This is a genomic window from Caldisalinibacter kiritimatiensis (assembly GCF_000387765.1).
In the GTDB taxonomy this organism is placed as follows: domain Bacteria; phylum Bacillota; class Clostridia; order Tissierellales; family Caldisalinibacteraceae; genus Caldisalinibacter; species Caldisalinibacter kiritimatiensis.
Genome location: NZ_ARZA01000277.1, coordinates 1 through 16056, shown reverse-complemented (window position 1 = coordinate 16056; position 16056 = coordinate 1). Strand labels below are relative to the sequence as shown.

At 29.3% G+C, this 16056-nt stretch carries 18 protein-coding genes; 2 read left to right on the top strand and 16 right to left on the bottom strand.

All coding sequences use genetic code 11. From position 1 onward, the window contains the following. Positions 1 to 8: 8 nt before the first annotated feature. From L21TH_RS12925 to L21TH_RS15150, 3 genes are all read right to left on the bottom strand, one after another. Positions 9 to 254 carry a hypothetical protein gene (locus tag L21TH_RS12925; protein WP_006317338.1) on the bottom strand — a complete coding sequence of 82 codons (246 nt, stop codon included), beginning with the start codon at positions 252 to 254 and terminating at the stop codon, positions 9 to 11. A gap of 20 nt (positions 255 to 274) precedes the next feature. Further along, entirely contained in the window at positions 275 to 598 is a 324-nt protein-coding gene (locus L21TH_RS12920; protein ID WP_006317337.1) for an HTH domain-containing protein, read from the bottom strand. A 199-nt stretch (positions 599 to 797) separates the two neighbouring features. Next, positions 798 to 926, bottom strand: a complete 129-nt coding sequence (locus L21TH_RS15150; protein WP_006317336.1) for a hypothetical protein — start codon at positions 924 to 926, stop codon at positions 798 to 800. Between the two features lie 519 nt (positions 927 to 1445). Between L21TH_RS15150 and L21TH_RS13925 the strand changes: the two genes are divergently transcribed. Then, positions 1446 to 2141, top strand: coding sequence for a hypothetical protein (locus L21TH_RS13925; RefSeq protein WP_006317335.1), 696 nt, complete (start codon positions 1446 to 1448; stop codon positions 2139 to 2141). A gap of 27 nt (positions 2142 to 2168) precedes the next feature. Here L21TH_RS13925 and L21TH_RS12905 read toward each other — a convergent pair whose 3' ends face one another. The 7 genes from L21TH_RS12905 to L21TH_RS14395 form a co-directional block, all read right to left on the bottom strand. Then, entirely contained in the window at positions 2169 to 2651 is a 483-nt protein-coding gene (locus L21TH_RS12905; protein ID WP_052002723.1) for a VanZ family protein, read from the bottom strand. Between the two features lie 309 nt (positions 2652 to 2960). Next, positions 2961 to 4241, bottom strand: a complete 1281-nt coding sequence (locus L21TH_RS12900; protein WP_006317333.1) for a hypothetical protein — start codon at positions 4239 to 4241, stop codon at positions 2961 to 2963. Positions 4242 to 4245: 4 nt separating this feature from the next. Next, the gene (locus L21TH_RS12895; protein ID WP_006317332.1) at positions 4246 to 4428 is read right to left on the bottom strand and encodes a hypothetical protein; all 183 of its coding nucleotides are present in this window, start codon (positions 4426 to 4428) and stop codon (positions 4246 to 4248) included. Between the two features lie 26 nt (positions 4429 to 4454). Further along, entirely contained in the window at positions 4455 to 5714 is a 1260-nt protein-coding gene (locus L21TH_RS13920; protein WP_006317331.1) for a hypothetical protein, read from the bottom strand. 243 nt (positions 5715 to 5957) lie between these two features. Further along, positions 5958 to 7319: an ApeA N-terminal domain 1-containing protein gene (locus tag L21TH_RS12885; protein WP_006317330.1), complete on the bottom strand. Its 1362-nt coding sequence runs from the start codon at positions 7317 to 7319 to the stop codon at positions 5958 to 5960. 39 nt (positions 7320 to 7358) lie between these two features. Beyond that, complete coding sequence (locus L21TH_RS12880) at positions 7359 to 8324, bottom strand: restriction endonuclease (RefSeq protein ID WP_006317329.1); 966 nt, start codon at positions 8322 to 8324, stop codon at positions 7359 to 7361. A 55-nt stretch (positions 8325 to 8379) separates the two neighbouring features. Further along, a complete protein-coding gene (locus L21TH_RS14395) occupies positions 8380 to 8535 on the bottom strand; it encodes a hypothetical protein (protein ID WP_006317328.1) in 156 nt (51 codons plus the stop codon). 861 nt (positions 8536 to 9396) lie between these two features. Here L21TH_RS14395 and L21TH_RS12875 point away from each other — a divergent pair. Continuing rightward, entirely contained in the window at positions 9397 to 9927 is a 531-nt protein-coding gene (locus L21TH_RS12875) for a Pycsar system effector family protein (RefSeq protein WP_006317324.1), read from the top strand. 35 nt (positions 9928 to 9962) lie between these two features. Here L21TH_RS12875 and L21TH_RS12870 read toward each other — a convergent pair whose 3' ends face one another. From L21TH_RS12870 to L21TH_RS12845, 6 genes are all read right to left on the bottom strand, one after another. Beyond that, positions 9963 to 11357 carry a hypothetical protein gene (locus L21TH_RS12870; protein WP_006317322.1) on the bottom strand — a complete coding sequence of 465 codons (1395 nt, stop codon included), beginning with the start codon at positions 11355 to 11357 and terminating at the stop codon, positions 9963 to 9965. Between the two features lie 5 nt (positions 11358 to 11362). Further along, a complete protein-coding gene (locus L21TH_RS12865) occupies positions 11363 to 11893 on the bottom strand; it encodes an ImmA/IrrE family metallo-endopeptidase (RefSeq protein WP_006317319.1) in 531 nt (176 codons plus the stop codon). A gap of 296 nt (positions 11894 to 12189) precedes the next feature. Then, positions 12190 to 12672: a VanZ family protein gene (locus tag L21TH_RS12860; protein WP_006317317.1), complete on the bottom strand. Its 483-nt coding sequence runs from the start codon at positions 12670 to 12672 to the stop codon at positions 12190 to 12192. A gap of 54 nt (positions 12673 to 12726) precedes the next feature. Further along, positions 12727 to 13602: a UTP--glucose-1-phosphate uridylyltransferase GalU gene (gene galU / locus L21TH_RS12855; protein ID WP_006317316.1), complete on the bottom strand. Its 876-nt coding sequence runs from the start codon at positions 13600 to 13602 to the stop codon at positions 12727 to 12729. Between the two features lie 108 nt (positions 13603 to 13710). Then, complete coding sequence (gene galE, locus L21TH_RS12850; RefSeq protein ID WP_006317315.1) at positions 13711 to 14724, bottom strand: UDP-glucose 4-epimerase GalE; 1014 nt, start codon at positions 14722 to 14724, stop codon at positions 13711 to 13713. Between the two features lie 46 nt (positions 14725 to 14770). Then, complete coding sequence (locus L21TH_RS12845; protein ID WP_006317314.1) at positions 14771 to 15973, bottom strand: Coenzyme F420 hydrogenase/dehydrogenase, beta subunit C-terminal domain; 1203 nt, start codon at positions 15971 to 15973, stop codon at positions 14771 to 14773. Positions 15974 to 16056: the final 83 nt, after the last annotated feature.

Genomic DNA, 16056 nt, shown 5'->3' with positions numbered 1-16056 from the left:
TCCCCCCATTATATTTTTTTAGCCTCTTCTAAAACCGTTGCATAATCTTCTGGTTTAACTTCTATAAGCTTCTCTGCACCATATTTCCTTAATAGTGCTTTAATTGCTGTTATCTTGCCTTTTTTCATTTTTTCAGACAGTATAAAACTTATATCTTGAATACTTATCTCATCTGTTCTTATTTGACTCTTGGCACGATATACAGCTGCTAGCTTTTCTAGTTCTTCTGCTAATGCAAGATGTATGTCGTTCATAATCTGCACCTCCTCTCCTATTAGTAATTCAGAGCAAAGTCCTTGAGGATGCTGTTTATCACAGCTAGGTCATTACCAGATAGGCTCGCCCTAAGTCTTTCCAATAATTCCTGCTGTTCAGGCTTTAGGTACTTCCTGTTAAGATAATAACCATCTGCTACTTTTACCCCGCCACCATAACGACCTCGAATTGTTTCTATGGGATAAGAAAGCGATAGGATATCAATATCATTTCTTATAGTCCTAGTACTAACACCAAACTCAAAGGCTAAGTTAGCCATTGTATCTTGTCGCCTTTTGCATAAAACTTCTATAATTTCCATTCGCCTTTCATTTGGTCCCATCGCTTTCTCACCCCCTTTCCTTTGCTCTGTGATTTAAGAATAAAAGTTAAATAGGAAGGTTTTTTTCTTATTTAGAAAAAAGTTTTAAAAAAAATAGCCAGATAACTACTTAAATTAAAAGTAGCTATCCGGCTATTTGGTAGTTCATCTGACTCCGTTGCTCGGTATAGTCTTTTTCTCTTTTATATTTATCAAATATTTAATCTCCAAGATTTACTGTTGATATTTTTCTGCAATGGGGACATTTTATCGATATAGTTCCCTTTGCTTCTCTTTCTTTGTCAAATAACCTACGCCCACAAATTGGGCATTTCACTTTTTCATACATTATCTTTTATTCCTCCCCCTTATAATTTTGTGAAATACTCATTTGGGTTTTATAGTTTAGGACTATTATTAACACCCATATAATAAAATCCATATGTGGCTAATGAACGTATATCCTGTAGTCAATATTTAAGTTTTATTGTTTTCTGTATTGTATTTTAGGTATTGTTTACAGTCAATGGTTTGGGTAAAAAAATATATTTTGTGTAATAGATATTATTTTCTTTAACCCTGAGCGCTCTAAAATAGATTTTAAGTCAATAATACATTCCCCTTTCCATAATATTATAGTAATAATATAAATTTATTTGTGCTATATAATTGGTATGTAGTCATTATCTAAATCTACTTTCATTTAATATTATAATAGTTTTTCTTTTACTGTATATAATAAATATAGCACATTATGATTTTATACACAATAGTATTTTTAAAATTTTTTCAATAAATTTATTGACTGTAGTCAACAATAGGTGTTATAATTAAAATATAAGAATACACTAGTTAGGAGGTGAATTATATGGATACTGAAAAAGTATTTAATAAAGAGTCATTTGCACTTCTTCTTGATAAAGCTAAAGGTGACAGATCTATTAATCAATATGCTAATGAAACTGGAGTAAGTGCTGCGCATATATCTAGGTTTCTCAGAGAAATGATAGATTCCCCTCCAACTCCTGAAACTATATCTAAATTTGCTAAATATGCCGCTAATGGCGTTTCTTATAGAGATCTTATGATTGCAGCTGGATACATTAGTGAGGATTCTATGAAAAATGAAGATTCTCCTAGAAATAGAAGAATCCTTGTAGAAGAAATGGAGCAAAAATTCCTTCAGGTTATTTTAGCAGATTTGTATAATAAAGATTTTAAATGGACCATTCAAAAACCCGAAGGTAGAATGCGATTTCCTGATATGATAATTGATATTGACCACGATGGATATAAGAAGTGGTATATAGAATTTAGAGTAAGCTTAAATAGTAGTCGAATTCATCCTTCTATAATGTTCATTCACCACCTTTATGGTCAAATATCAATGATGGAACTTTTACCAACAGATAAGTTTACAATAGCGGTAAACGATGAAAAGGTATATAAACATATATTTAAAAGACCTCCAGTATCTTTAAGAGCCAATTTATATGTTATGCTTATTAGTTTAGAAAAAGGTAAAATTTTACAAGAAGAAAAATTATGCGACTATTATAAATAACAATAAAGGTCATAACTAGTAAACTGCTTAATTACTAGCTATGACCTTCTTAAATTTACCAATTACTCCATACATCCCAATCCCAACAAAACTCCCTAAATTATCAATAAGTACATCAGTAACCTGTGCACCCCTACCTGGTATAAAAACTTGATGCATTTCATCACTTATAGCATAAAATATACAAAACATAAGAGAAAATATAAATACTCTAAGCCCTTTAACTCCACTTCTTCTAAAAGCATTCATAACCAATAACCCAAGTACCAAATAACAAGTAAAGTGGGCGTATTTTCTTACAATATGATTAAATTTTTCTACTAAATTAATATCTTCTCTATCATCATCCAGCTTTACTACCTTATCCACTGTCTCCACAATAACTTTAGTAACTTTTTTACTCAATCCATCCGACTGTACTGCTGGTTGAGAAGATAAGTAAAACATAAGGACGAGCCATAAAAGTACAGCCGTCCATGAAAGAATTATAGTTATTTTGTTTTTGTCCATTTTATATCAAATCCCCATGTGATTAATTTACAATTTACATTTGACAATTATTTATTGCTTTAAGCTTTTTTCTTTTGTTTTGCTTTTCATTGTCAATTGTAAATTGTCCATTGTCAATTATTTAGCCGCTGCAACTTCCTTATATACATCCTTTAATAAATCACTTTTTAGTAAATTCATTAAATAGCCTTTAAAATCTTCTTTTAAGTATTCTCTTCTTAAAGCAAACTCTACAGTAGCTTCTAAAAATCCTAATTTATTTCCTACATCATATCTTTTAATAAGTTAAGTGCCTGGCACCTATTATTTTTATTCTTCATTAAAAACGAACTGTTCAATATATTGATTATCTCCTTTAGCAACAAAAGTCACCTTAATAACATCACCATCTTCTAAAACTTCAACTTTCTTCTTAACTTTATCTAAATCCTTCATCTTTGCATTTTTGAATGTTTTTATCATTTTAGGAATGTGAAATTCTTTATTAAATATTACAACTTTTACAGGTGCAACTAGACTTAAGTCGAAAGGTTTGTCCTCTAAGTTTTTGATATTTCTAGAAAATTCTTCTGATATTATGAAATCAAAAGTCCCATCTTTCCATGTTCCCTTTATCTCGCCATATTTTAGAGCCTCACCCAAATAATAAATTGCTTCCAAATCATCATCCTCAATTTTTTCGGGAATTTCAACGGTTGTATTGTAGTGCTCCTCAATAAGTGAAATATATTCTATAAAGGTTATTTCATTATCAATATTGCCAAAAGGGTTTTCATAATCAAAGCTATCTAAATCTCCCTCTGCTAAAACAGCATCATATTCTAATGAAATAATTGAAAACTTGTTCTTACTTAATGCACTTTTTGTAAATCTTAAATACTTAAGAAGTGACTTTCTTGTAGGTTTCATATCTTGATTCAATTTGATATTGATAGTTATTTTCTTATTCTTAAGGTCAAAGACAAAGTTGAATTCCGTGTCTACCTCTTGTTCTCTGTTTGATAGAAAAACCTTGTTATCCTCAATCCGAGTGGTCCTTAGAAGGATGTAGTCATAGCTTATATCGCTTCCTTCAATTACTACTTTATATGGCCTTGCTTCAGGGAACTCTTTTGGTTTGAGTTTCCATTCTGTAGTTTCAGAAAGTAAAAGTTCTATTTCTCCTTGATATGGATCTACTTCATCTCCAATCATTTTCATTAATTCTATATTATTGATTTCTATTTCAGTTTGAGTCTTATAAGAATAATCAAGTATATCGTTAATGTTTTTAAAATCTTTATACTTATCAGAAAAACTGATTTTCCCCTTTATTTTAGGAGGATATTTTTCAATAGCTTCTTTGCTCAATGGCTTACTATATGGGACTAATTTATCTCCAATTCTTCTTATCCCCAATGAATAGTATGGATAATTTGGGTGAACTACTCCAAGTGCTTTTTCTTGCATTTCCATTACTTTCATAGCTCCTTGAATGTCACCCGCCATTAAACACTTCATCAGCTCATCATAAGTTGTATTTTTTATTACGACACTGTCTTGAATCATATCACCTTCAACTTGCTTTCCCACCTGCTTATTTTTCCCCATAGTATCACCCCTTTTTAACTTTAGAATTTTGAATCATATCTCCTTTTACATTCTTTCCATTTTGAATATTCGTCACTTTTTTGCCGGTAAAGAACCCGACAACTAAAGAAGCCGCAATGCTAATTATAAACGCTCCCAGAGTTGTTGACGGATCAACTATAGCTATAAACTGATCAATTATATTCATCTCTAACCTCCCAATATCTAAACGTCTCAAAACTTATATAGCCCTTGAATTTTCCAGGGAATTATAACCCATGCACCTTCATTATCAGATGGAATAGCAGGTCCTCCAGTTTCATTCTGATAATTCAATCCAAACTCAAGTGGTTCATCATAAATTTTGTTATTCATTTGCCATTCAACATTTACTAATACTCTTTTAAGAGCAATAGCACGATCTTCTACTTCTACAAGCTCAAATCTCTTATACTCTTTATTCTGAAACAGCAACCTACATTCTTTAGGTCTTATATTTTTATTGCCCTCGTATTTGAATAGGTAATCAAAGTAGAGTGCGAGTTTGCCATAATTTTTCTTTTGCCACATTTCAAACGCTTCTATGAGATGTTGGATGTATGGATAATCACAATAATCTTGTGAAGTTCCTGTTCTCGGGATATCTTTCCCTATGATAATCTCCTTCTTTTCCCAACTTTGTATCTTTTCTTTCACTTCATTGTTCCTTTTTATTCCACTAATTATTTCTTTCCATGATGCTGGTTCTAATGACTGCTCATGCTTTTCTTTTCTCTTATCTTCGTTCTTTTTATTAATCATCCAATCATGAATAGCAAATAATAAAACGATACACTTACACGAAACAGCCTCATTTGAGTAATTCAAGTCCCTACCATGTAAGATTCCATTTCTATATGGTAAAAATATAGGATCAGTATTTGTCCTTTTTCTACTTTTACTATATATTTCTTTTAGCTTCTGTAAACTGTTACTCGAACCAACCAAACAGTCCCAAGCACCAACATCCGTTCCCTCGGCAAAGAATCCCTGATTTTTTGTATAGTCGTTTACCGCACCATCTGCAATCATTAAAAACTGCGGCACACTCGCATGGTATCTTTCAGCAACATGATCCTCAAATGCTTTTTTTATATTATTGTATCTTATAGAAAGTTCTTCATTTCCGTTTTTCAATCGATGCAATACCTGTCCAACTTCTGTCTTATAATAATCTATCAATACTTTTTCTGCAGTACTATAATCACTGTTCTCATATTCTTGAATTGCCTTCTCAATTAGTTTAGAGCTAATTGAATCATACAGCACCCAACCATTATCAGAGAAATATTCATTGAATTTTTCTGCGTTCTCAATTAACTCAGCTATGTTGATCTCCATTTCCTTTAGCTGCTGCCTAGCTTCTTTTCCCGCGATTAATGAAAGTAGCTTCATGGCTTTTATATCATCATGCATTTTCTTATAACTTGGCATTTCCTCTAATATCTTTTTCAAATTACTATCACCTACCCCACATCTCAATATCATTCACTTAGGATAAACTTCCAGCAAAATTCAATCCAGTAAAACCTAAGTTAAGTGCCTGGCACCTATCACCTATAAATTACCCATTTCATTGATTATTCCTCTTTGATGGATGCCAATTCATTCAATAAAGTAGCATTTGCTTCTTTTTTCGTCACCTTCAATAAATACTTATACTATAGGATTGTTGCAATTGATCTTATTCAATTAATATTATTCAAATATATTATAACGTTTATATTTTTCTTCTAATAATTCTTGTGCTTTCTTATTATCAAAGCCAATTTCTAATAATAAGTTAAATTCAATAATAACTTTTAGCATATTGCATAATCTTAATAACTCTGTTCCTTTTGCTGCTTTACCAGCTAAGCTAATGTCATAATGTGTAAAATAGTTTCGCGTATCACAAATCTTACTAATAAAAGATTTTTTCTTTTTTGATGATGATAGCTTTAATAGTGAACTACATTCCTCTAACAGTTCTTTTAGCCTATTTCTTAATGTAGGTTCATTACTATATGCTAATTTACCTTCTAGCCATTTCTTATATTGAGCATCAACTGATTCAATTATAATATTTATTCTATTTTTATGCTCTTCCGGCTCAATTTCATTATTGTTTTTTGTTCTTCTATGATAAGATTCTATAGCTTGTATTAAACTTGAAAATTTTTGTTCTAGATACATATCTGAATTATATAAAGTACCAAAATATAAGTTAAATACCGGCTTTAAAGCTTCTTCTCTATCATACCATTTATTTATAATAATATTAAAATCGTCTTTAATATCTCTTAAGTTAAATAACATATTTGGAGGCAATATCGGCTTATAATCCTCTGATGACTTTTTAATGCAAAAATAAATTGTAACTTTAGGATATAGAATTTTTCCATCGTAATCTTCTTTATTTTCTTCTGTCTCACCGATCACATCTATAATTGTTACTGGTTCACCTACTCCCAAGCTAATAAAATTCTGCATGTGATGTAACTTATCTCTATGTTCTTCAAATGAATTAAGTTTATTGTTTATCACCTTAACATATATTTTTTGAATGATACTTGCCTCTTTTTGAACAATACAATGAGATGGAGTCTCAGCACTAGGATAAACTTCAATTACATAATCGTTTTTAATTTCTGCACTTATCTTAGGTGGTAACTTATAACTTATTTCTAACTTATCAGCTGTTGGTTTATCAATTTGTATTCCATTCATCCAAGCCCATTCATCAAGATTGGAATAATGACAAGAAATTTCCTTAAACTTTATGTCTTCCTCCGTATTAAAGTGAACTCCTTCAAATGTTATATTTGCAAAAACCACTGTTGTTGGAAATCCACTGTTATTAAATTTCTTTATTACTTCAAAACATTTATACAATGTAATGTTCTTTCCATCCGATGTTTTCCCTAGAATGATATTAGCCTCAAGTTCTTCATAACCAGATAATTGCCCCATTAGTTCTAAATAAGCTCCATCCTCAGGATTGAATTTTAAAATTCCCGGTATATAGCTTTCTTTATTATCAGGCAACCACCAAATGCCTTTCCACTCAAAACTTTTCATAATGTATCACCTATTTCAATTATAAGTATATGCTAACCCTTAAATATTCTGTTTATCCATATATTTCTTTCTTTGATTCTCAATTAATAGATTTAATCTTTTATACCAATCACTTCCAATATGAGCATTTAGAAGTATAATAATTTCTTCTAAAGTCCAAATTTGTATCCTTGTATCCATATTTTTTATATCATCATTTACATAACCAGTACAAAATAAAACTCCCCTATTTATATTATCTTTATTAATTATATACCCAAAAGCTCTAACAGAATCCTTAGTAAGTTCCGTTGTTTTATATAACTTACATTCAACATATACCTTTTCATTTCCATCTTCTCTATCTATATAAGCAACAATATCTTTACCACCATCTCTAGTTGAAGGTGTTAATTCTGTTTGGTATCCTATATCTTGATATAATATTTCTATAAGCCATTCAAATTCCCTTGGTTGTAATTTTAAGATATATTTTTCTAGTCCAATACTATTATTTATATATTTTGCTTCAATAATATCTATACATTGCTTTATTCCGATAATTCTATCGTCAGGCAAAAAACATACTTCAGCTTCCAAATATGAACTTAGTGCTTTGATTGCTTTAAAAGGCCTAAAAGGTAGAAACTGCAAAACCCATGTTAATCCTTCCCATGCTTCTTGACCATTTTCTATCCTTTTATACTTTTCACATTTAAGACGAGAATCATATATTCTCAACAGCTCTTTATTCCTATTCTCAAGATTATTGGTATCTTTTGATGCTTTATAAAATGCTTTGTAATTTTCTATATCTATTACTCTTGTAAATGGCTGTAATAATAATCTTAAAAGAGTTTTAACTTCTTCTTCATCTATATCTGCTATATTTTCTAAATATATACCTAACCAATCTTGATAAGGTATTCTAAATCTTGGATAGACATCTTCACCTTCTTTGATTAACTGAATCCATTCATTAAGATTTTTATAGTTATTAGTATATAAATATTCAAGAAACTCCATATTTCTTCCTCATTTCTCTGTCTAACTTTGCTTTCATTTTACTAAACCTATACTTCTACTTTTGTTTTTCATTTGATGCCATAGTATCCTGTATCAAATCTTCTTTATAAGCTGGTAACATTTTAATGTTTCCTTGCTTAATTTCATATCCTATAAGCAATAAATTAAGCAATGCATCCGAAAATTCAGAGGAATGTATCAATAAATTCAAGCTTAATGCATCCTATTTTTTCATAATTTTTTGATAACTAAAGTCAATATGAGCTAAGTAAAATTCTGTTACATTAGCATTGTTTATATCAAATACAATATGTTCTTTTGATTTCTGTTTATAGTTTTTTAACCACAAATTTCATTGGTATCTCTAGTTTCATAAATGGAATTGGAAATTCTGTATGTACTGACGGGTATTTTAACCTATGTATTGAATAAAATTTATATTCTGAATTAGATTTCTTTTACTTTAAATGTATAACAGTAAGCTTTAATGTAGTACTTATATGATATGAAATTATCTCAACTGCTCATATCATCTAGCTTTTACAGAAAATAGAACCTATCAAACATCCCACTATTCAAAAAAATAGTATCTAATATTAGGGTTACTTCGTTACTTCGCTAAAAAAATATAAACTCCTTCTATATTTTTCATATTTTGTGATTTTTTATATTTGCACCTTTAAAATTAATCATATAACAAAAAAGTTATAACCAACGTAACTACTGTCTATCACCTTTTCATCTTTATATTATCAAAATAAGCCTAATACTTGTTACATTATCTAGTAAATCAACTTGTCCTACTTTATATAATAATCTCAGTAACCTTTTTACTTAAACATTAGACTGTACTGCTGGTTGTGATGATATGTAAAATATAAGGACAATCCAATGTATTGGAACGATGAACCCGGTTCATCGTTCCATACTCATTAATTATATTTTACTTAATAAACAATGAAGACAATTCGTCGTTCTTTTGATATAATTAAAAAAGTCTTTCAATTAAATGGCGTTTAGAAAAATATATAATTATAAATAAGGTTAGCAATCAAAGAAAGGGTGGTTTTTTATGGAAGATAAATTAAATTCGGTTTATAACGATATATATAATTGGCTAATATTTGCAGAAGCAAAAAATGCAGCTCTTCTTACTTTAAACAGTTCTTTATTATTTTTTTCATTTAAATTTATTAATACTAAAGTTTCATGTATTCCTGTTTTATTAATATATTTATTTATAATTTTAATATTAATTTCTTCAATCATTTGCTTAATAACATTTATAGCTAAACTATATCAAAACGACTTTATAGAAAAATGTATTATCAATAAACTAGGAACCCCTTCTTTAGAAGATAATATATTATATTATAAAGATATAGCTAAATACTCAATTGATAATTATTACAATACTTTCTTTAAAAAATATAATGTTAATAATAATTTAAATACAAATGAAATAACTTATCTAAAAGACCTTATTAATCAAATAATTATTATCTCCAAAATAACTTACAAGAAATATTTTCTTTTTAATATTGCAATTTGTTTTACTATAATTCCTTTTATAGTGTTACTTTTTTTATTAATTTTAGCTTAAAATATTTAAAGCTTATGTGTCTTTACTGCGATATACTATAAATTGTTTTTATATTTTTCGTATAGACTAAAAGCTTTTTCTAAAGTATCTTTAAAATCAGGAACTGCATCTTCATTGAATTGATTTATTTCATCTTTGAATAAGAACTTATGTTCTTTATGTTTTTCTGTCAATTTTATTGAATATTTTGCTCCATCAAAAACTCCCAGAAATATTACTCCTTTATGTAAATAAGGGGATTTTGGAATATTATAAACAGCTATTGGTTTTGGTTGAATATCTTGTTGTCTATCTTCATCCTTAATTAGACTTATTTTAATATTAAAATCATTATAATATTCATCTATTACTGATTCTTCAATTGATTTTATCTTTGTTGCTTTAGCACATCCAAATTCCCACTTTTGATCTAGCAGTTCTCTATCTTGTCTTTTAACTATAAGTGCTTTATCTGTAGAAATATCTATACAAACAACTGCAAAATGTAACTCAACTAAATGTTCATCTTTAAGAGGGAAAAATTTATTTTCTTTTTTAGCTGATTTTATTATATCTTCCATTGCTTTAACTTTATCTTTACAACCTATTTCATCAAATATTTTGTTTATTTTTTCCACCGGCTGGGTTTTATATTCTTTTTCTTTTAACTCTCTAACAATATCAGACATTTCATGTTCATCATATAAATACATCGACTGTGGATTTGACCAGTTTTTATGATACCATATAATTGGATATAACCTATTATTCCAAATTCCTTTTAGTTTTCTATACCCTACTATTCTAATTCTATCTTCAACAACATAATCACACAAATGATAAACTTCATCTTTATACTTATTCATCAAATAAGCTATTTTAGAATCAATTACTAGTTTGTTTTGAGATGTATATTCAGATAGTCTAAATCCTTCATCTATATCCATCCCAATAAAATCTGTTAGATTTTCTTCAAAACCAAGCATAACATTTTCAATATCTTTATTTTTCTCACTAGTATCATATTCTGATTTCACTGCAGCTCCCCATATTGTAGCTTTAAAATACAAGTTATTTTTTGCTATAGAATTTCTTTGATAAAATATATTTTGACACTTTTCCATCAGCTTAAATATATCTGAAGGTACTCTTAACAAATCTTTAATTTCATATATTTCTTCATAAAAAAGAACTTCATCTCCAATATTTTTCCATACATTTATATTATTCTTTTCTTTTGGGAACTCAGTTTTTAAAATGCCATAAAAATCAGAAAAAATATCTACCCATTTATCATTATTTTGTTTAAAAATAGTAGAATTTACAAGGTCAATAGATGTAAAAATGAACACTTTTTTAAAGTGTTCATTTTTATTTGAAGCCCTTTTAAACTTTTCGAAATTTTGGATTTCTTTTATAATTTCTCCCCATCTAAGACTTTTATTCTTCACTATAATCACTCCCAAATCCCCAATATCCTACCTCTAACCTTAACAGCTTCTTCCGAAACATTAAATCTATTAGAAATTTTATCAATACAATAAAAATTATCTTCACTAGTATCTTCAGCTACTGTTAAAAATCTATCTTTTGGCATCAAAAAAGCACCTGCAAATTCATTGGCTTCTTTTTCTAGTTTAGAATATGGTATGTTAGTATTTCTATTATACTTATTTCCTAAAGGTATTTGTTTCCATTGTTCTTCATTAACTTTATATTTCATGTGCAGTATTAAATGCCCTATTTCATGTGCTATAGAAAACCTTTTTCTTCTTTCATTTGTGATAAAAGGATCTAATATTATTTCAAAACTTTCTTCTCCTGATTTTATTACACAAGCTTCATCTATTGCAAAAGGATCAACAACTAATTTTCCTCCTAATTCTTTAACAACTTCTTCTATATCGAAATTGTCTTTATTAATATCTAGTATTTCTCGTACTTTATATGCAATTTTATTAATAATTTTTCTCTCTTCATATCTCATATTTTCACCTCTTTCATACGGTGAAGTATTTTTTACTTATTAAAAAATTAAACTATTTTTTGTGCATATTATATCAGAGTTAAAAGTTAAAATCAACTATTTTTAAATTTATTTGTGATTAATTTGTGATAATGTCACCTTTAGTTTATACTATTCATATAAAAAACAATGTATACGATCTAACGAGTCAAAAAACAATTGAATACATATAAGGTTAGCTTAAAATATCAAAGTAAATGATTTAGAGCCATGTTACAGTGAATCGGGTTCATCGTTCCACAAAAACCATAGCCAACTTAACAACTAGCTATGACCTTCTTAAATTTACCAATCACTCCATACATCCCAATCCCAACAAAACTTCCTAAACTATCAATAAGTACATCAGTAACCTGTGCACCCCTACCTGGTACAAAAACTTGATGCATTTCATCACTTATAGCATAAAATATACAAAACATAAGAGAAAATATAAATACTCTAAGCCCTTTAACTCCACTTCTTCTAAAAGCATTCATAACCAATAACCCAAGTACCAAATAACAAGTAAAGTGGGCGTATTTTCTTACAATATGATTAAATTTTTCTACTAAATTAATATCTTCTCTATCATCATCCAGCTTTACTACCTTATCCACTGTCTCCACAATAACTTTAGTAACTTTTTTACTCAATCCATCCGACTCTACTGCTGGCTGAGATGATAAGTAAAATATAAGGACAAGCCAAAGTAATACGCCTGTCCATGATAATATAATTTTTATTTTGTTTTTGTCCATTTTCTATCAGTCCTTATATATTTTATGGAACGATGAACCCGGTTCAGCGTTCCTTTATTCATTTTCCTTTAATAAATTCGTTAAGTAGTCTTTGAAATCATCTCTTAAATCTTCTCTTCTTAAAGCAAACTCTACTGTAGCTTCTAAAAATCCTAATTTATTTCCAACATCATATCTTTTACCTTCAAAGTTATAGGCATACATAGCTTCTTTCTGTGCTAACTCTTTTAATGCATCTGTAAGCTGTATCTCTCCACCTGCTCCTGGTTTAGTATTATCTAGTATATTGAAAATTGCAGGAGTTATAATATATCTACCTAATATAGCTACATTTGATGGAGCTTCTTCTACAGCTGGTTTCTCAACTAAATTATTTACTTTATACACTCTATCTTCAATAAATTTACCATCGACTATACCATACTTACTTACATCCTTATCATCTACAGTTTGAACTCCTAATATAGTAGTCTTATACTCATCAAAAGCGTCTATTAATTGCTTAAGACAAGGCTTTGATTCATTATATACAATATCATCTCCAAGTAATACAGCAAAAGGTTCATTTCCAACAAAGCTTTTAGCACAGTTTATAGCATGTCCTAATCCTTTAGGCTCTTTTTGTCTAACATAATGGATATTAACCATATTAGAAATGTCTTTAACTAAAGTTAATAACTCTTTTTTATTTTTCTTTTCAAGTGCTAACTCAAGCTCTATTGAGCGGTCAAAATGATTTTCAATAGCTCTTTTATTTCTACCAGTAATAATAAGTATCTCTTCAATACCTGAATCTATAGCTTCCTCAATAATATACTGTATAGTAGGCTTGTCTACTATAGGAAGCATTTCTTTAGGCTGTGCCTTTGTTGCAGGTAAAAATCTAGTACCAAGACCTGCTGCTGGAATTATTGCTTTACGTACTTTCATTAGTAGTTACCCCCAAGTTAATTTACAGTTTACAATTTACCATTAACAATTATTAAGTTTTTTTATTTTATATTTTTTAATTGTCAATTGTAAATTGTCCATTGTCAATTAAACATCGTATCCATTCGGATTATTCTTTTGCCAGTTCCATGAATCTCTACACATATCCTCAAGATTTTTTTCTGCTTTCCATCCAAGTTCTTTATAGGCCTTTGTAGGATCTGCATAACATTTATCTATATCTCCCGGTCTTCTTTCTGTAATAACATACGGTAATTTTTCACCTGTAGCTTTTTCAAAATTTTTCACTACATCTAGAACGCTATATCCTACTCCAGTCCCTAGATTATATGCTTCTACACCTTTAGTAGTCATAATCTTTTCTAGGGCTTTTAAATGTCCTTTAGCTAAATCAACTACATGGATGTAATCCCTAACTCCAGTACCATCATGGGTGTCGTAGTCACTTCCAAATACACTAAGTTTTTCTCTTTTTCCTACTGCTACTTGTGTTATATAGGGCATTAAATTATTTGGTATACCATTAGGGTCTTCTCCTATTCTCCCACTTTCATGGGCTCCTATAGGATTAAAATACCTAAGTAGGGCTATACTCCAATCATTATCTGAAACATATACATCCCTTAGTATTTCTTCTATCATAAGCTTTGTACGACCATAAGGATTTGTGGCACTAAGCGGAAAATCTTCTGTTATAGGCACACTTTTAGGCTTTCCATATACAGTAGCAGAAGAGCTAAATACCATTTTCTTTGCATCGTGTTTTTTCATAACTTCACATAATACAAGGGTACCAGTTATGTTGTTATGATAATACTTAACTGGAATCTCTACTGACTCACCTACTGCCTTAAGTCCTGCAAAGTGAATAACTGCCTTTATATCATTTTCTGAAAATACCTTATCAAGTCCTTCTTTATCTAACATATCTATTTCATAAAACTTAAAATCCTTACCTGTTATTTCTTTTACACGTTTTAAAGCTTCAGGTTTACTGTTAGAAAAATTGTCCACAACAACAATATCATAACCTGCATTTAAAAGCTCTACACATGTATGACTTCCTATGTAGCCTGCTCCTCCTGTTACTAATATAGACATCTCTTACCTCCTTCTTTTTTCTAAAATTAATTATTGTCAATACTTTTTAAGCTTTTTTCAATAGTTTCTTAGCTGAACTTAATAAACCTGTATTTTTTAATAATCTATATATTAAAATCTTTGACTTCATTTTCACTATAGTTGTAATACTATCTGTGCAATATTTTTTCACTAATCTGTCAAAAGGTTCACCATTATTTATTTCATTAAAGAAATCTATCCTTTTAGGATTATATTTAACAGATTTGATAGCTGCAGAATTATATTTAACAGCTTCGTTAATATCTACTTCATTAAATAAGATTTTATCCTTTAGTTTTTCAAACATAGCCTGTCCAGCTATGCTATTTACAAAAACCAATGAAGTTCCTTTATCATCGTCCATCTCAGGTAATATATTTTGAATGCCCCAAAAATCTGCAAGGGTTATATCACTTTGCCTATATATTGTTTTAAATTGACAATCATAACATGAAGGTCTTAAACAGATATCCTTTAGAAAAGCTCTCATATATGAATCCTGTCTAAAGATTTGTCGATACTCTGTATCATTCTTAAATATGAATGATACAGAGTATCGCTTCCAGCCTTCATCCTTTCGTCTGAAAGCGATTCTCTTCGTTGATGAACCAGCTTTTTCTTCTCTGTATATTATGTACTTTTTCCAAACCTCTGGCGATGGTACCCCATGACATATAATATCAGCACAAAGTAAGTTTTCATAAGCTTTTCCTAAGAAAGTTTTTAAACCAGCTATTTGACACGGTGTTCCAGTAAATACAACTTTTCTTCCTAATTCTAATATATTTTTAACCTGTTTATAAGTTTCTCCAATCTTGCTTTGGACATATTTTGAACCACGAAATCTTTCGAGTTCTTCTTTAGTTTCTACATAACTGTGAACCACCTCAAAATTTTCATTAAACCCTGCTCCAAAAACTACTCCACCATTTTCAATAATTTGTTCTGCAAGCAAAGTAAATACTCCACCCGAAGAACTTTTCAATCTAATAGATTCATCTTTATTTATGCAAGCATAAGCAACTGGCTTATTTTTAACAGTTTTATGATTTATAGTTGGACATACATCAATACATTTACCACATTTTATGCATTTATCATAATCAATCTTTGGATACCAGAAACCTTCTCTATCACTTATCATTGAAATACAGTTAACAGGACATATATTTGCACAAGCATAACATCCCACACAGTCTTTTTTTTCATTGATTTTTGTATCTATCATAAGTTTCACCCTTTTAATTATTAATTATAGCTCGTTGCAGAACTCTACAACTCGCATAAATACTGCATTTTATTTATTTAAAT